Raw genomic sequence first — 17,597 nt, 5'->3', positions numbered from 1 at the left:
CTAATTTTATACTGATGGGTGTATTTTTGTATCGGCAATGATACTGGGGGGGAGGGGACGATATTTGACGCATACTCCCTAAAAAATGCCATTATCACATTTGCTTGAACAGGTGCACAAAGCTGCGGCTGACTTCCAGCTTTTCGGAATGACCTTTCACCATCACCAGATGCCGGCCGCGCAGATCGCGCGTGACGCCCTCGATGGCGTTGACGTTGACCAGCGTCGCGCGATGAATCTGCCAGAACAGTGCCGGGTCGAGCTCTTCGGCCAAGTCGCGTACCGGTTTGCGGATCAGCGCCTCGTAGCGTGCAGTCCGGACGCAGGTGTATTTTTCATCCGACTGGAAAAACAGAATTTCTTCCACCGGAATCAGGCGTAACTCCTGGCCGATACTGGCTTGTATCCATTGCAGATAGCTCGGTTTGGCCGCGATCCCCATCTGCTGCGCCAGTCGTGACAGCATGGCGCTCATGTCGGTCGGCGCCGCATGCAGGCGCGACTTCAGCCGCTCCACCGTCATCCGCAGGCGATTCGGCTCCGCCGGTTTCAGCACATAATCGACCGCGCCCTGTTCAAACGCCTCGACCGCATACTGGTCGTACGCGGTGACGAAGACGATATGACTCTGTGTGCCGATCACCTTGGCCGCTTCGAGACCGGTCTTGCCCGGCATCCGGATATCGAGGAAGGTGAAATCGGGTTTGTGCCGTTGTACCAGTTCAATTGCTTCGTCGCCGTTTTTCGCTTCACCGACGATCTCGAGTTCAGGCCACGCCTGCTTAAGGCGTAGTTGCATCTGCTCGCGCATCAGGCGTTCATCGTCGGCAATAATGGCGGTCGGCATGGGCATAGGCATCGGCTCCGGGGTGTCTTATTGTATGCAAAAAGGGCTTGCCATTCAGAATGACAAGCCCAAACGGATGCACCATTATCTACTACTTGCCGTGACTTGCTGGCGAATCCGCACCCAAATTAATTGGCTACTTGATTGCCTACCTAATTGGCTACTTAATTGGCCAATTGGTAAGGCACTTCGATCGTCGCGCAGACCCCCGATGGCGTGTTCGGCGTGATGATCAGCTGCGCCTGTGCGCCATGTAGCAGCTTGAGCCGGTCGCGGATGCTTTGCAGGCCCAGGCCGGTGCTATCGCTCGGCACGGCGCCAAAGCCGAGGCCATCGTCGGTGACGGACACCCGCAGCTTGTTGTGCGCCACTTCGGCCATGACTTTCAGGGTGCCACCCTCGGCCTTGCATTCGAGGCCATGCTTGATCGCATTTTCGACCAGCGACTGCAGCATCATCGGCGGGAAGGCGGCGCTGCGTAAGCCATCGGGAACCTGGAAATCGACCACCAGGCGTTCTTCCATTCGCATCTTCAGCAAGTCCAGATAGGCCCGCACGATGTCAGCTTCGCGTCCCAGATTGGTGACCAGCGCGGTCTCCCGCATCTGCGGCAGGACCGCCCGCAGATACTGGATCAGGCGTTTTTGCATGGCCGAGGCGCGCGGTGGATCAGTCTCGATCAGATGTTCGACCGAGGCCAGCGTGTTGAACAGAAAATGCGGCTCGACCTGCGCCTGCATCATCTGCATCTTGGCTTCGGATACCTGACGCTGCAGGTTGGCGTGCTCGGCGTCGGCGCTGGCGGCTCTGGCCTGGGCTTCGGCGCGTTTCTTGCCGCCCATCAGGACCTTGGTGCCGAACAGGGCCAGCAGCAGCAGCAATACGAAATTCATGAACCATTCGGATGACTGTTCCTGATAGTTGGCCATTTGCTCGTTGGCCTTGTCGGTCGCGACTTCATCGATCGCGTCGCTCACTTCCTGTGCCACGTCCGGCGGCAGTGCGATATGGATCCCGCCCGGACCTGAGGCGTTGTGCGAGCCCGGTTGGATCGCGGGCAGCGTGATGCGGATCCCGTTCTGGTCGATGATGGCTGAGCCTGGGGTGGAGGTGGCCGCAGCGCTCGCCGGCGTCGCATCGGAAGTCGCTGGCGCACGGGTCGGCCCGGATATTGCAGGTGGTGCTGGCGCGGCAGGCGCCGCGGGCAGTCCCGGTGTCGTCTTCGCATGGTCGGCGCGGTTGTCGCTATTGTCGACGCCGTCATCGCTGTCGCCGGCATTCGATCCTTTCTTCAGGATATGAATGCCGCTTTGATCGATCCGCACATTGGTATCGTCGCCGATATCCACCGAGGCGGGACCGTTGTGGTGCCTGTTTTTCTTGATCATCTCGGGGTGCCGGTTGGGCTTGAACAGGCTCTCCTGAACGATACCGCCGATGATCATCGTCACAATCGCGAACACGATGAACTTTTTCCATGACAAGTTAGTCACCCAGGTCGCCGTGACGTCGAAACCCTGTTTCAGTTGGGCGATGATGATCGAGAGAGTGGGCTGCATTTTGGCGAGCGTTTTGGCAAATAAAGTCGAATTGATCATGTGGAACACCCGGTTGCGCGGCATCTTAGCCTAGTTTGCCGCTGGGTTGAGCGTGACTTTGACTACGGGATACGATAGCGTCAGGCGCGTGATTAGTTTGTCGCATGTAATCACTGTAAGGAAATGGCCACTGAAGTGCCAACGGAATGCGACAGTCTGCAGGTTTGCTGGGATAGGCTTCAGAATGGGACGCTGGGCCGCAGTCGGCCTGACGTGGTTTTGCTGCGTGAGCAAACACTGACTCCAGACGCCGCCGCGGCGTCGGCGCACCAGTGGCGCCGGAGTCTCGGCGCAATTCGGATGGGCCGCGACTGGGCAAGACTATTGTTGCGCCTTGGATCAGACGTCGAGTTAAATTAATACTGGATGGTGTATTAATAACATCGCAATAAAATCATGGGTGATAGGCTGATTTTTCGTCATACTCCCTAAAATATGTAAAATTCAGATGCTTGCGCGCAGCATTTTCGGTTGTGTCGTGCGGGGGCGGCGCGATGCAACCGGTCAGCGCGCCGCCGCCTTGCGTCCTTTTTTGGAATCGAACATCCGGCTGTCCGCCACTTTCATTAATGTGTCGGCGTCCCTGCCATCCTGCGGGAACATGGCCCAGCCAATCGATACGCCCACATTGACGATGTGCTGCTGCAAGGCCATCGGCGCTTCGACGATGCTGCGAATCTTCTCTTCGGCTGCGGTGACGTCGCTGAACGCGCCGGCATCTTTGAGCAATATCACGAATTCGTCGCCGCCATAACGGGCCACCACGTCGGTGGTGCGTACTGCAGTCTTCAGGCGCGCCGCAACGGTGATCAGGAATTGATCGCCGGCGTCATGACCGTAACGGTCGTTGATGCTCTTGAACTCGTCCAAGTCGATGAACAGCAGCGCAAACTGGGGCTTTTCCAGCGGGTCCTGATTGGCCCGACGCTTCAGGAAGCGGATCTGGGCCAGCAGCGATTCGCGGTTGAATACCGCCGTCAGCTTGTCGATCCGCAGGTTGTGTTCCATCTCGTTGAAGGTCCGGGCGAGCTGTCCAATTTCGTCTTCGCGGTTGATTTTGAGCTGGGACACAGGATCGCCGTTGCCGATTCTTTTGGCCGCGTTGGTCAGTTTGCGAATGTCGCGCAGAATCCGGTTTAGGGTGGTCAGGCCGACCAGCAGCGCCAGTACCACACAGATGCTGGCAATCATCAGGCTGTTATAGAGGCTGCTCGTGACCCGGCTCATGAAGTCCGAGCGCGGTACTGCCACCACGGTGATCCAGTCGAGCCCATATTTATCGCCCAGCAGGGACGCCGCGACGGCTACCGTGCCGTAGCCGGTGGCGCTAGGATATTCCCCGGTCAATGGCGTATCCAGATCCTTGTTATTGTTTTTCCACTCCAGCACCTTGGCATACGACTCGGTGATCAGCTTCGATTGCATATCGCCTGCCATCATCAGCGCCGGCTTGCCGCCCACCATCTTGAACGGCACTTCATTGCACGACGTTGCCACCATGTTGCCTTTGCCATCGATTACGAAGGCGACGCCGTTCTTGCTGATGGTCAGGCCGCGCAAAAAATCGGTCAGCACCTGCAACGTGATATCGGTGGCCATCACGCCGGCCAGTTTATGGTCGGAACGCCGCATCGATTTGGATAGCGTGATGGTCGGATAGTATTTGGTGAAGTTGTTGTAGATCGGCGACCAGACCGCCTTGTCCTGGCTGGCCGCGATGCCGTACCACGGGCGCACGCGCGGATCGTAATCTTCCGCCCGTATTAGCTTGGCGCGATCGCCGGGTTTCTGGACCGCGTAGACTTCACGTTGCCTGGCGCCGGGTTTGCGCAAAAAGAGTTGGACCGTATCGTTGCTGATCCGATAGACGCCGATGAAGCGGCCATCTTCGCCGCCATAGTAGACATAATTGTTAACGGCCATGAACAGGCCGCTGGCATCCCAGAACCGTTGTTCCAGCGATTCGAGATTGTCGGAAAATGGTTGCTCGACAGGTACCGACTTGGGATCGGGCGCGACCGAGTGCAGCGCGATAAAGGCGCCGGTCAGATGATGTTCTGTGGCCGTGTTGATCCGGTTGACCATGTCGACCAGGACCCGCTGCGCCAGCGTATTGACCGCATCTTCACCGGCGCGGAACGACAGCCAGCCGATGCTGGTCGATACGAAGATCACAAGGACAACAAACGGCACAATTAACTGTTGCCGCAGTGAAAATTTGCGCATCCACTTCCCCTGTACGTCCGGCACGTTAATTACTTGACCACAATTATATTATGGTCTTTACGGCAAGCGAAAATAATTGCGATATTGCCAAGCACAACAAAAAGCATCGGAATTGAACGACTGATAGTACCGACAGATTCAGTCCCAATGCAATGGAAAGTTGCTAAAATGCATGACGCCGCCGCATGCCTGGCAACACCCATTTCAGGTCTTCCCGGCGCGCATCTGACCGGCCACCTCGGTCAGCTAGCCCCTTGGTTTATCAACACCAACTTATGGAATCATGATGCCTCGACTATTCAGCCGCCGCGCTGCCCGTTTCTTCGCGATCTGTGTGACTGCCATCTGCACCCAGGTTTTTGCCGCTTCCCCGCACCAACCCGCGCCGCCAGTGATGCGACTGGGCGATGCGGTCAAGCCGCTTGCCTATGATGCCGAGTTGAGCATCGTACCGGGCGCCGATCAATTCAATGGCAAGATCACCATCGATGTCGAACTGACGAAGGCGCAGAATTTCTTCTGGCTCAACGCCGACAAAATCGACGTCAAAAATGCGCGATTGATGCTGGGTGAAGAACAACTCGACGCCAAAATCGTCAAAACCGACAAGGACTTCGTCGGCCTGCAATTTGGCCGCATGCTGCCAGCCGGCAAAGCGCGTCTGAGCTTGACTTATAGCGGGCAATTCTCGAAGAGCAATACCAGCGGCCTGTTCAAGCAAAAGGACGGCGACCATTGGTATGTCTACAGCCAGTTCGAATCGACCAGCGCGCGCCGTGCCTTTCCCTGCTTTGACGAGCCGCAGTGGAAAACGCCATGGACCCTGGCGCTGACCGTCAAGCGCGATCACGTCGCAGTGACCAACATGCCGTCGATATCGGAAGAAAATGTCGGCACCGACATGAAGCGCATCCGCTTCGCACCGACGCTACCGTTGCCGAGCTATCTGATTGCCCTGGGTGTAGGCCCGTTTGACGTGGTCGATGGCGGCACCGCCGGCATGAACAAGACCGCGTTGCGTTATATCACGCCCAAGGGCCGCGCCGCCGAAGCTGCCTACGCCGCCAAGGTCACGCCGGAAATCCTGCATCTGCTGGAAGACTATTTCGGCCGCCCTTATCCGTATGCCAAGCTCGATAGCATGGCAATCCCGATCACCGTCAACTTCGGTGCCATGGAAAATGCCGGCCTGATCACCTACCGGTCCAATATCCTGTTGCACCCGGCCGATCGCGAAGATGAACGTGCGCAGCGGCGCTACGTCAGCATTGCCGCGCACGAAATGGCGCACCAATGGTTTGGCGATCTGGTGACGATGGCGTGGTGGAACGACTTGTGGCTGAACGAGTCGTTTGCCACCTGGATGTCGCGCAAGGTCACCGAGAAATTCAATCCGGCGTGGGACGCGCAGGCGCAGCGCGAGGACGAGCGCATCAACGCAATCCATACTGACCGTCTGGCTTCGACCCGGCAGATTCGCCAAACCATCGCCAAGCCGGACGATCTGGCCAATGCCTTCGATGGCATCACCTACGACAAGGGCGGCGCGGTGCTGTCGATGTTCGAGAGCTGGCTAGGCGAGCAGCGTTTCCGGGACGGCGTACGCCATTACCTGAAGCAGCACGAACATGGCAACGCGACCGCAGAAGATTTTTTTGCCGCGATCTCCGAATCCGATGCGCAGCTGTCCAGGGGTTTTTCGAGTTTTGTCGAACAACCGGGCGTGCCGCTGATCTCGATGGCGCTCGACTGCCAAGCCAAGCCGGCGCTGCATTTGAAGCAGGAACGCTACCAGCCCGGCGGCAAGGCGTCGCCAGCCAGCCAGCAACTGTGGAATGCGCCGGTGTGCGTCCGCTATGAAGGTCAAAAGTCGGACCAGCCGTTCTGCACCATGATGCACGAACAGGAAACCAGCATCGCGCTGCCGGATGCCGCTAGCTGCCCCGGCTGGCTGCTGCCGAATCCATCCGGCGTCGGTTATTTTGTCTCAAAGATAGATCATTCGCTACTGAGCCGCCTGCATGCGGTGCCGTTGAAAACATCTGAAATTACTGCGCTGCTCAACGATCTGAGAATGTTGGCACAGGCCGGCGAATTTCCGCAAGATCAGTTGCTTGAGCTGGCCGCTGACTACGCTACCGATGCCCGGCCGGAAGTGGTCAAGGCCGCAGTCGAGGCGGTCCATGTCGTCAATAGCGCGACGCTCGACAGCGCCGGCCATGCGAAATTTTCCGCCTGGATCAACCGTCATTTCGGCCCACAGGCTTTGAAGCTGGGCTGGCGGAAACGCGAGGGCGACAGCGAGGCGACCAACCAGTTACGCGTCGATCTGCTGCCGTTGGCTGCCAATCTCGGCGCCGAACCGACCCTGCGCGCACAGGCCCAGCAGCTGGCGCGTCAATGGCTGGTCGCCAAGAGCGGTACCGGGGCGGCACCACAATTGGGCGCGATGTTGGGCAACATCTTGCATAGCGCCGCCTACAATGGCGACCAGGCCTTGTTCGAGATGCTGGTGGCCACCGCGGCAAAAACCCGCGACAACGGCGACCGCAATGAGATGCTCAGCGCGCTTGGATCCTTCACCGATCCGGCGCTGCGCCAGAAGGCGCTGGATCTGATGTTGTCGGGCGGTTTCGACCCGCGCGAAGCGGTGTCGATTCTGCACACCGCCTCAAGCAATCCCGACAGCACGCCGGCAGTCCAGCAGTTCGTGCAGCAACACTATGTCGCGCTGCTGGACAAGCTACCGGAAGATTCCGGGGCGACTCTGCCGCGCATGGGACGGGCCTTGTGCTCGGCCGAAGAGCGCAACAACTTCGACCGCTTTTACAAGACCCGTGCCGCAAAATATCCCGGCGGCAAGCGCAACTTCGCGCAGACTCTCGAGAGCATCGATATCTGCGTGATGAACCGCACTACACAGAAGGGTGGGATGCAGCGTTTTATGGCCGCTGCCGCGCAGTAAGGTACGGCAAGACGCAGCGTCGCAACACAAGTGGCGAATTCCGCCGGTCAACGATGAGCGCCTGAACACCGCTCGGCTGTCGATGAAAAAGGGCTCCGGGTCAGATCGACCCGGAGCCCTTTTTGTCGTGCGCCGTCGCCGTCGGTCGACAAGGCGGGGCCGGACGCACACCGCCGCGATCGCCGGCCTATTTCAAAAGGTTTTGCTCCAGGAAGCGCACTACCGAGAAGAAGTAGAAATCGGCGTTCGGTTTTCGTGCAAAACCGTGACCTTCGTTGTCCGCCATCAGGTACCAGACCGGCACCTGGTTCTTGCGCACGCGGGCAACGATTTGCTCGGCCTCGTTGAGCGGCACGCGTGGATCATTCTTGCCTTGCACCACAAACAGCGGCTTGGTGATTTTCTGCGCGTTGTTCAACGGTGAAATCTGCTGCAGAAATGTACGCATCTTCGGCTCGCGCTCATCGCCGTATTCGACCCGGCGCAGATCGCGACGATAGCTTTCGGTACGTTCCAGGAACGATACAAAATTGGAGATGCCGACGACGTCGATCGAACCGACGATCCGGTCCGCATAATGGGTCGACACCGCCAGGCTCATATAGCCGCCATAGCTGCCACCCATCACGACCACGCGTTTCGGATCGAGATCCGGCTGGGTCGCGATCCAGTCGAACAGGGCGCCGATATCCTTGACCGAATCTTCGCGCTGGAAGCCGTCATCGAGCTTCAGGAAAGTCTTGCCGTAGCCGCTCGATCCGCGCACATTCGGCTGAATCAGCGCGATACCGAGCTCATTGATCAGATAGTTGTAACGGCCCAGGAAGCCGAGCTGGGATTGTCCTTCCGGACCACCGTGAATCAGCACCAGCACCGGACGCGGACCCTTGAACTTCTCCAGAGCCGGTGGCCTGGCGATCAATCCGCTGATGCTGCGCTGGTCGAAACTGTTCCAGCGGATGATGGATGCATCCTTGAATGCGCTGGTATCTATCGGGCTGTTCGGCGTGGTCCATTGCTCGACCGCTTTGGTGTTCGGATTGAAGGTGTACAACTCGCCCGGGCTGCGCGCCGAATTGAGGTCAAATGCGACTTCTGCGTCCTGGCGCCACTTGAGGTGCGAAACCGCGCCGACCGGCAGGTCAGGGCGTGGCAACTCCTTGCCGCTGGCGGCGTCGAACAGATGCAATTCCGACAGGCCGTCATGGTTGACCACCGCCGCGACGCTATCGTTGACCTTGGACGGCGTGACGTCGGTCACGTCCCACGGTATGTGTTGCGACAGCGGTGTCAGCTTCAACGTCGCCAGGTCGACCCGCATCAGTTGCAGGAATTCGCCTTCGCGATCGGTGGTTAGCAGCAAATGCTTGCCGTCGTGGCTGAAATTGAGGCTGGCATATGCTTGCGCGACGCCCGAATGGCTACCCGGCGTCGGCAGAAGCTGGCGTCGCGGCGAGTTGTCGCCATCGGCGGCAACATCGATCAGCCAGACGCTGCTTTCATTGGCGGACTTGTAATTCAACGCCAGAATCTGACGGTCGTCCGGCGACCACTTGAATTCACCCCAGCCGCCGCCGGGTAGGCTGGTGATTTTGCGCCTGGCATCAGGTTTCAGCGGGTCCAGCAGCCACAGCTCGGTGGTCACTTCGGCGCGCGAGGCAGCGCTGGCGGTTTTGTCGAGTTGGGTTGACGCCTGCAACAACTGTCCACCGGCATGCGTCCATGGGCCCATGCCGTGCTTTTCCTTCGGATCGGTCAGCTGCGTGATCTTGCCGCTATCTAGATCGAGCCGGAATAACTGGCTGGCTTCGCTGCCGCCTTCATCCTTTTCAAATACCAGGTATTGGCCGAGATTCGGCTCGAAACTCGCTATACGGACAGGATCGGGAAAATCAGTCAGTTGTTCCAGTTCCCCTTTCGGTTTGCGCAGCAGGTGTAATTGCGTCGCGACGCCCTTGGTGCGGGTCGAAATCAACATCTCGCGCTTGGTCGGATGCCAGTCCAGCATAACCCGCGACCGAAAATCGTTGTAGAGCGCGACCTTGGCCGCCAGGTCTGCCGGAATCGGCGGGATGCCTTCGGCGGTCAAATGTTCATTCGGCGCAATAGTGTCCGGTGCCGGCATCTGTGCCAGCGCGGAAGCACCCAGCAGCAGCAACGCGGTGGCGAGCATGCTGCGGCGCAATTGACGTTTCAATGGGGTAAGGGCCATGCTTGTCGTCCTTTTATTTTATTGATCTGGTAATGCCGAGAAATATTGTATCTGAACGAATCGGTATTACTTCCTCGCATGCACGGTTTTTCGCCCCGCGTCAGCCCTTGGATCCAGCGCTGGCATGGCGGATCCCATCAAGTACTGCCGTGAGTATTTTTTTACATCATTGATTTGCTGGTGACATGGCTCAAATTTCGATGATACTCCCCAATATTTTTATATTTACGTTGCGAAAAATCATTGCCGGGCGCATTGTTGTCTTGCGTTCCACATTTGATGTTGCAGTTCCAACCAGATTGCCTATAGTGAGATTGTGCTTTGCACCAAATAGGAGGATTTATGCGACGCAGACTTTATTACATGCTGCCCGACGTCGACAGCGCCCGCGCACTATTCGACAAACTCTTGCTGGCGCGAATCGAAGAACGACATATGCGGTTCTGGTCCCGGGACGGTAAATTGCCCGACGATATGCCCGAGGCCAATTTCATGCACAAGACGGACCTTGTCCATGGGACCGAAATGGGTTTGCTGATTGGTGCCTGCGCCGGTTTGATCGGCGGCAGCCTGCTGGTGCTATTCCCACTGGAGGGGCTGCATCTGCAGAACGTGGTGATCCTGGCCGCTGCGCTGGTGGGCGCGATATTCGGCGCCTGGGCGTCCGGCATGGTGGCGGCGGCCATTCCCAATTCGCGCATGAAAAATTTCCAAAAGGGGATTGAAGCTGGCCAGGTGTTGCTGATCATCGACGTGCCATATAGTAAGGTGGAAAAGGTCGAGCAATTGATACAGGAGCGTCATCCGGAGGCGTCGTTCGCTGGCGTCGAACCACATACGCCGGCTTTTCCGTAGGTCCGGCTTGCGCATGAGGGTTATGGTTGATTGGTGCCTGAACTGACTATGATCCGCGCATGATAGTTCTGCCTATTACTGCCTGACATGGATCCCGCCTACCGTACTGAGCGTACCGCGTGATCCAGGCTGCAAGATAAAAAGGCCGCGAACCAGTTTTCTGGTTCGCGGCCTTTTTTGCCCGCGCCAAACCGTGCAATCAAGTCCGCCCGCTTATTTTGCCTTTTCTATCCGGGTCTGGCAGGCGATGCACAGGCGGGCTTCAGGTAAGGCATTGAGCCGCGAAAAGCCGATCTCTTCGCCGCATAGTTCACACACGCCGTAGGTGCCAGCCTGAAATTTGGTCAGCGCCAAATGCACCGCAGTCAGTTCGGCCGCGTCGTGCTCGGCGGTTTCTGTCGCCAGATCGTGTAGCGTACGTTCCACCGCGTTGTCCGATGCCGATATCTGGATATCCTGCATTCGTGGCGTTGCCAGCGCCGGCTCGTCATCGGTCGCCAGCAGACTGCGTAGTTCAGCTTCGCGCTTTTTCAGCACCAACTGCAGATTGGTCATCTGGCTTGGATCTAGTCCGCTCATGTTCCGCTTTCAGACTGGAAGGTGATTAAAAAACGTCGATTCAAGCTTACAAGAAACGATTTCACAAGAATTGACGTATGTCATTTTTTATTGAAAAAGCAATTGATATGCATCAAACCAGACGGACGACGGAGGCGAGTTTTCGAGTGCGCCGGACTCTAAACTTCGTTGGTCATCGTGCGCGAGTCCTTATGCGCAGTCTTCGCCCCCTTTCCAGGAGTTCAACCATGCAAAGCGACAACGTTTCCAATGCAATTACTGATGTGGCACAAACGCAATTCCAGGCGTCACTGCAGTTAGCCGACACCATGATTTCTGGTGTCGAGAAAATTGATCAAGTCCTTCTCGATAACGCACGTCGACTCATATCCGATGAACTGCACTATGCGCACACACTCGTAGCCGAGCGTGATCCGAAAGACCTGGCCGATCAACAATGGGCCTTCTTCTCTGGCACGCCGGATGCCGCGATAAAATATCAGAATGCGCTCTTTCGCATGTGCTCGCAAATTCAGAACGATTTGAATGCTTGCAGGCAGCAATATACGCAACAGGTCAGCGATCAGATCAGCGAGCAAATTCGCAATCAAGCCACCACGTGGAGCGAAACCGGCAAACTGACCAATGTGCAGCAACAAGATGCCAACTTCGGCACGGTCACGAGCCTGCTGTCAGCATGGCAGTCTATATGGCAGTCCGCATGTCAGTCGGTGATCGCGGGCGGTGCAGAACGCGGTGCGCAAATGCGCGACGCGTTCAAGCCAAATGGGAATATGCCGAGTCCAGCGGCCCGGCCGGGTAGCAATCCCCATCCTAGCGATCAGCGCCGGACCGGTGCCGCCAAGCGCAATGGCCCGGCCCAATAAAAAATCCGGCCCGCGTGTGCCGGATTTTGCCGGCCTTGCTCAATTCGGCCGGAGTACTCTTCGTGACTCAGGCCGTGACGAACTGTCCCCAGGATTCACCGTTCGGTGGTGGAGCTTTGTTGGCTGCCGATTTGAGCTTGTTCGCTGCCAGCTGTTTCGCACGGGATCTTGACGGCGGTAGACGACGCAAGGTTTTCAGCGCATCCAATTCGCGGATGCAGATGGTGCGCTGATCGACAGTGATCATACCGATTTCATTGAAGGCCGACAGGGTGCGGCTGACAGTCTCCAGAGTCAGACCAAGATAGCTGCCGATCTCGTGACGGGTCATGCGCAGATTGAATAGCTTGCTGGAATATCCCATCTGCGAGTAGCGGTCCGACAACGAAACCAAGAAGCGCGCCACGCGGGCTTCGGCGCTCAGTGCGCCCAGCATCCCCACCATGGCCTGTTCGCGCACCAGTTCGCGACTCATCACGCTGTACATCGCATGTTCCATTTCGATATGCGTGCGGCCCAGAGCGGTCAGTTTCTTGAACGGCAGCAGGATCAGGTCGCAGTCGGACAAGGCAACTGCTTCGGATGCATGTTGCTTGCTGTGGATGCCGTCGACGCCGAGGATGTCGCCTTTCATCGGAAAACTCAGCACCTGCTCATTGCCAAATTCATCGATCAGAAGAGTCTTCAAAAAACCGGAATTAACGATATACAGCGTATCAAACGGCTGGCCGATCGTGTGGATTCTTTGTCCGCTTTTAAACTGCACGTGCTGGAATAGCAACTCTTCGTCCCCAATCGACGACATGGTCGGAATGTAAATGTGCAACAGATCGCATACTTCCTTTAAATTTGACCAGAGCCGGCCTTGGCGCTGCCGTCCGGCCTCCATGGATGACAACGATGCGGTAGAACCTCTCTCTGAACGACTTTCAGACAATTGCGTGGATACCATTTTCATCTCCCAATTTATCGGATATTCAACAAGCAATTTACGTCGATGACAAACTGGCAACGTGCTGTCAGTTCGTCCGGTCGATCGCTACCACTTTCCAAACCACGAATTCTTCACTAATCTTGTTGACGTGACGTATGGACACTTGAATGGCCACTTTTGGTAACTTCGATTAGTGGGCTTCTGGTTCTTGTTCCTTGTTTTCATTATGACAACAGCAACGGAATTTGGTATCAGTAAGCGCTGAATATACGGATAGGAATGATGGTGGTGAATTAGGAAAAATCCTAATGTCGGCAAAGAAACGGCGATGTTGCGTGGAGAACAGCTAATATTGTCGTAAATATGGCTGAATTTCGACGGGTTTTTGGAGATTCGCTGCAACTACGCAATCGTCAGCAGGTCGAAATTATTTTTCGGACCGTTACATTTTTGGTACACGCATAAAAAAATTGATCAATTGTCAATTCTTGAACGGCGCCAGAATTTTGTGTGCGACCGCATATTGAACCAATTCAGACAGCGAAACCATACGCATTTTTTGCAAGATATGCGTCTTGTGCGTGCTCACCGTCTTTACACTCAGGTGCAATATATCCGCAATGTCGGTGATCGAGCGGCCACTGACCAGCATGCTGAATACCTCAAATTCACGGTCGGATAGATGCTTGTGCGGCAGGTCCTCGCTGGGCGACATGATGTTCAGTGCCAACTGTTCGGCCACTTCGATACTGATATAGGGACGGCCGGAAGCGACGCGCCGGATCGCGCTGACCAGCTGCGTGCCGGCGCTTTCCTTGGTCAGGTAACCGTTGGCGCCGGCGCGAATTACGCGAACCGCATACTGCTCTTCCTCGTGCATGGTGAGGATCAAGATCGGCAACTTCGGCGCTTCCAGCTTGATCTGGCGGATCAGGTCGACGCCGCTGCGTCCCGGCATCGACAGATCGAGCAGGATCAGGTCGAAGCCGCCTTTGCGTACCTGGGCCAGCGCTTCAAAGCCATCGACCGCTTCCCCGACGACTTCAATATCTTCCGCGCCATCGAGAATGCGTTTGAGCCCTTCGCGCATGATGGTATGGTCGTCTGCAATGACAATTCTTATCATAATTTTAGATTGGTATCACTGCGTGTATCGTTACACCGTGCGGCACGGTGATCTTGATGCTGAGCGAGCCTCCCACGTTATAGACGCGCTCCTGCATCGTTACCAGTCCATAGCAGCCTGCTTTGCAGCCGGATTCGTTTGTCATCCCCACACCGTCGTCCTGAATGTCGATGTGGATATTTTTGGCAGTTTGCCATAATGTGATTTTGACATGTCTCGCCCGTGCGTGGCGCTCTATATTGAGCAAACCTTCCTGAATAATTCTGAACATGGCCGACGCGACAGGCTCGCGGGGCTTGATAGTCATGCCGCTATTGTCCAATTGGCAGTCAATGGTCGTTCTCTTTCGGAAGTTTGCTGCCATCCATTCGACCGCCGGCATCAGCCCGAAGTCGTCCAGCAGCGGTGGGCGCAGGCTTGATGCAATGTGCTTGGTGCTGCTGATGATATCGTCCAGCAATCCCTGCATTTGCTGCAGCCGGTCCTGAACGACAGCGTCCGCATTGGTCTGATTCTCTTCCAGCCAGTCGAAATCGAGCTTGAGTACGCTGAGCCGTTGCGCGAGATCGTCATACAACTCCCTGGAAAAGCGTTTCTTTTCGACTTCGCGTGCCAATTGAGACAGCAGGCTGATTCTGCGCTGGTCCGGCTGGCCGAATCGACGCCTGCGTTCGACTTTCCTGCGGGCGCCCAGGTCGTGCAAGATGAAGGCCAAGAAAATTTGGCCCTGTACTGTCACACGGGAAACCATCACCTGCATCGGGAATTCCTCACCGCTGGCGCGTATCCCCTGCAAGGCCATTCTGTTTTTCATCCGGTGTCCCTGCGCGACGCGCATGCACAGTTGATCCAGACAAACACGTTGCGCAACTTGTTCGTGCAATGGCAACAGCAGTTCGAACGCGTGCCCATACAACTGCTCCGAGCCATAGCCAAACATTGCTTCGGCGCATGGATTGAGTAGCGTGATATGACATTGCGCGTCGAGGATGACCAGACCGTGGGCCATCGATTGCATCTCCGCCAGCAGCGATGCACCGTCGCCATCGGATGACGGCAGCTCCATCCGGACCGAGAAGGTGGAGGGCTGGGTGAGGAGGGGCTGCAACGGCGCGACCATGTCACCGCCTCGCGGGAAGCGTGCGGTCGTGCGCTTGTCGCGGCGATTTTGCGCTCGCTGTCTCTGCGGTCACGCCGGGGCTATGAGTGCAATTCGAGACGAGAAACGAAGCACTAGTGTCGCGAAAATGCATTCAGGCAGCCTTGTCGCCTGGTTCTGCTTGCAAGCGGTAGACCAGCACCGGTATGTGGCAGGCCGACAGTACCTTTGCGGTGACGCTTCCCAGCAATAATTGGCCCCAGCCGCTGCGACCATGAGAGCCCATGAAAATCATGTCGCAGCCATGCTCCTGAGCCGCCTGCACGATGCAGAGTGCGGTGGTATCCGAAAACATGCTGTGGGAGGAAAATTTGACGCCGTTGGCCGCTGCCATGTCGGCGATCGCCTTGATGAAGGTCTCGCCGGTTCGCTTGATCGATGCCTTGTATTCCTCTTCGTTGGGATAGCTTGGCGGGACGATTTCCACATAAACCGGATATTGATAATTTGGCGCGACAAAGAGAGCGATGACTTCCGCACCGACCTGTTTGGCAAATTCGACACCTTTTCGGGCGGCAGCGTTGGCAATGACGGAGCCGTCGGTCGGGATCAGGATTTTTGAGAACATAAGCTTTGCCGGTGAGGTGAACGGGATGGTTGCCGGATTCTTGAATCAAGCTTGCCTGTTTTTTTACCAGTTACCAGTCTATGGGAGTATCCCCCAGATGTTCATTCATTATTGGCATCTGTTTGATGTCGATCTATGAAATTATTTAACTGATCGTCACCACCAGCAGCGCAAACCGCAATTCTGTTCGGCAATAGATATTGCATCGGTTCAACCTCTTCGGGTAGATCAAAATTCAACCATTTGACCGGGATCAAGCATCCAACCCATACTGCTTGCGCAGGACATGGCAATATGCTTTTCATACTCCGGCAAATGGGGCATTGGATAGACAGCAGCACCAACCGGATCGTGACACCGGCTCCTGACGTAGGCGCGATGTTGCCCATGTCAGCAACGCATCGCCCGACTCCTGCATGCAGCCGAGTTGCGTCAATAGTCTGACATTGTGCTGCGGCAGACGATAGCGCCCCTGGGAGTCTGTTGGGCTTACAGCTAGGCGCCCCCGGAGAATCGGCGGCAAAATTACCTGAACGGTCTATAGCTAATCGGCTCTTTGGTCGATAGCGCACTATTGACGCTGCAAATCCGGCAAAAACTATCCTCCTTCAGCACATTTTTCGCGTCGACTCAGTAAGTCCGACAGAGTTCTGGCAAGGAATCAATGCTGGAATTCCCCCGCCTGTTCGACGTTTTGTCCCAAAGAAAAGAGTGTACTGTTGCATCGGCGACAAACGCCGTGCAATCTGATGCGCTGCGCAAGATTGTCTTGACCAAGCCGGGCGGTTTAGAGACTATTTGCGCTGCATGCATTACCTTGCGGCAACGTTTTAATGCTGCGGTACAGGCGCCGTACTGGCGTCGGCGTCAGTGCAATTCAAGAATATATGTGGAGATGGTCCAAAAATGAGCGACAGCGCAGATGATTTCGAAGCCTTGTTTGATGAGGTGTCCGCTCAACGCAGCGCAGCCATAGCGATAGCAATCCCAGTAGCCGCGCTGAGCGTGCCGCCTGAAGCGACGTGGCCGCTGGGCGAAATATCCCTGGATGGAAAACCCGAGAACCACGCCGACAAACCGATGTTTGACCGACTCGGCGGCATCGTGCGCCAATTGCACGATTCGCTGCGCGAACTTGGATACGACCGTTCGTTGGCCGATATTGCCATGCAGGTCAATGATTCTCAGGGCCGGCTTGAATACATCGCGACGCTGACCGAGCAAGCCGCCAACAAGGTGCTCAATGCAATCGACGCCGGATTGCCAGCCCAGGAATCGTTGTCGAAACAGGCCAAGGACATGGACAGCCGCTGGTCGCAATTGTTCGATGGCAAGCTTGGTATAGAAGAATTCAAGACTCTGGCCGGCGACTCCAGACAGTTCGCGGTCAAGGTCGCCGACGCATCGGAATCGGAAAAGGCACGCCTGATGGAAATCATGATGGCCCAGGATTTTCAGGACATCACGGGCCAGATCATCAAGAAAGTGGTCGCGATTACGCAGAAACTGGAGCAGGAATTGGCCCAGCTGTTGCGGGATAATGCCCCAACCAGTGTGGCGGCGAAGGACAAGCCGGTTGATCTGATGGCAGGCCCCGCAATGCCGGCGTCGGCGATGGCGCAGGATGATGTTGACGATCTGCTTGCGGATCTGGGGTTCTGA

General features: G+C 56.5%; 14 protein-coding genes. 5 read left to right on the top strand and 9 right to left on the bottom strand.

The features are described 5' to 3' along the window. Positions 1–94: 94 nt before the first annotated feature. The 3 genes from ACFOFO_RS08390 to ACFOFO_RS08380 all read right to left on the bottom strand — a co-directional run bounded on the left by ACFOFO_RS08390 (position 95) and on the right by ACFOFO_RS08380 (position 4,671). On the bottom strand, positions 95–847 hold the full coding sequence (locus ACFOFO_RS08390) for a LytR/AlgR family response regulator transcription factor (protein ID WP_390323802.1): 753 nt from the start codon (positions 845–847) through the stop codon (positions 95–97). A gap of 164 nt (positions 848–1,011) precedes the next feature. After that, positions 1,012–2,445 carry a sensor histidine kinase gene (locus ACFOFO_RS08385; protein ID WP_390331341.1) on the bottom strand — a complete coding sequence of 478 codons (1,434 nt, stop codon included), beginning with the start codon at positions 2,443–2,445 and terminating at the stop codon, positions 1,012–1,014. A 504-nt stretch (positions 2,446–2,949) separates the two neighbouring features. Continuing rightward, positions 2,950–4,671 carry a diguanylate cyclase gene (locus tag ACFOFO_RS08380; protein WP_390331339.1) on the bottom strand — a complete coding sequence of 574 codons (1,722 nt, stop codon included), beginning with the start codon at positions 4,669–4,671 and terminating at the stop codon, positions 2,950–2,952. A 283-nt stretch (positions 4,672–4,954) separates the two neighbouring features. On the opposite strand from ACFOFO_RS08380, the gene ACFOFO_RS08375 reads away from it, so the two are divergent. Beyond that, positions 4,955–7,636, top strand: coding sequence for a M1 family metallopeptidase (locus tag ACFOFO_RS08375; RefSeq protein WP_390331337.1), 2,682 nt, complete (start codon positions 4,955–4,957; stop codon positions 7,634–7,636). A 187-nt stretch (positions 7,637–7,823) separates the two neighbouring features. Here the strand turns inward: ACFOFO_RS08375 and ACFOFO_RS08370 are convergent, their stop codons facing one another. Then, positions 7,824–9,848: a S9 family peptidase gene (locus ACFOFO_RS08370; RefSeq protein ID WP_390323813.1), complete on the bottom strand. Its 2,025-nt coding sequence runs from the start codon at positions 9,846–9,848 to the stop codon at positions 7,824–7,826. A 342-nt stretch (positions 9,849–10,190) separates the two neighbouring features. Here ACFOFO_RS08370 and ACFOFO_RS08365 point away from each other — a divergent pair, with 342 nt between their 5' ends. Then, the gene (locus tag ACFOFO_RS08365; protein ID WP_390331335.1) at positions 10,191–10,703 is read left to right on the top strand and encodes a DUF1269 domain-containing protein; all 513 of its coding nucleotides are present in this window, start codon (positions 10,191–10,193) and stop codon (positions 10,701–10,703) included. A 213-nt stretch (positions 10,704–10,916) separates the two neighbouring features. On the opposite strand, the gene ACFOFO_RS08360 is transcribed toward ACFOFO_RS08365, so the two are convergent. Next, entirely contained in the window at positions 10,917–11,282 is a 366-nt protein-coding gene (locus ACFOFO_RS08360; protein WP_390323817.1) for a TraR/DksA family transcriptional regulator, read from the bottom strand. Positions 11,283–11,359: 77 nt separating this feature from the next. Here ACFOFO_RS08360 and ACFOFO_RS08355 point away from each other — a divergent pair, with 77 nt between their 5' ends. Then, positions 11,360–12,148 (top strand): phasin family protein, encoded by a 789-nt coding sequence (locus ACFOFO_RS08355; RefSeq protein WP_390323818.1) that lies wholly within the window; start codon positions 11,360–11,362, stop codon positions 12,146–12,148. A 67-nt stretch (positions 12,149–12,215) separates the two neighbouring features. On the opposite strand, the gene ACFOFO_RS08350 is transcribed toward ACFOFO_RS08355, so the two are convergent. The 4 genes from ACFOFO_RS08350 to ACFOFO_RS08335 form a co-directional block, all read right to left on the bottom strand. Continuing rightward, positions 12,216–13,037: a Crp/Fnr family transcriptional regulator gene (locus ACFOFO_RS08350; protein WP_390323819.1), complete on the bottom strand. Its 822-nt coding sequence runs from the start codon at positions 13,035–13,037 to the stop codon at positions 12,216–12,218. A 526-nt stretch (positions 13,038–13,563) separates the two neighbouring features. Then, positions 13,564–14,208: a response regulator gene (locus tag ACFOFO_RS08345; RefSeq protein ID WP_390323821.1), complete on the bottom strand. Its 645-nt coding sequence runs from the start codon at positions 14,206–14,208 to the stop codon at positions 13,564–13,566. A gap of 4 nt (positions 14,209–14,212) precedes the next feature. Further along, the gene (locus ACFOFO_RS08340; protein WP_390331333.1) at positions 14,213–15,328 is read right to left on the bottom strand and encodes a PAS domain-containing sensor histidine kinase; all 1,116 of its coding nucleotides are present in this window, start codon (positions 15,326–15,328) and stop codon (positions 14,213–14,215) included. 133 nt (positions 15,329–15,461) lie between these two features. Then, positions 15,462–15,935 (bottom strand): universal stress protein, encoded by a 474-nt coding sequence (locus ACFOFO_RS08335; protein ID WP_390331331.1) that lies wholly within the window; start codon positions 15,933–15,935, stop codon positions 15,462–15,464. Between the two features lie 664 nt (positions 15,936–16,599). Between ACFOFO_RS08335 and ACFOFO_RS08330 the strand changes: the two genes are divergently transcribed. Both ACFOFO_RS08330 and ACFOFO_RS08325 read left to right on the top strand, forming a co-directional pair. Next, a complete protein-coding gene (locus tag ACFOFO_RS08330; RefSeq protein WP_390323827.1) occupies positions 16,600–16,845 on the top strand; it encodes a hypothetical protein in 246 nt (81 codons plus the stop codon). Next, complete coding sequence (locus ACFOFO_RS08325) at positions 16,842–17,597, top strand: protein phosphatase CheZ (protein WP_390323828.1); 756 nt, start codon at positions 16,842–16,844, stop codon at positions 17,595–17,597. The genes ACFOFO_RS08330 and ACFOFO_RS08325 overlap by 4 nt, the downstream gene beginning before the upstream one ends.

The organism is Pseudundibacterium arcticum, assembly GCF_042646465.1.
GTDB lineage: Bacteria > Pseudomonadota > Gammaproteobacteria > Burkholderiales > Burkholderiaceae_D > Undibacterium_A > Undibacterium_A arcticum.
Note: the sequence above shows the minus strand (reverse complement) of the source record. Positions and strands in the feature narration are given on the sequence as shown.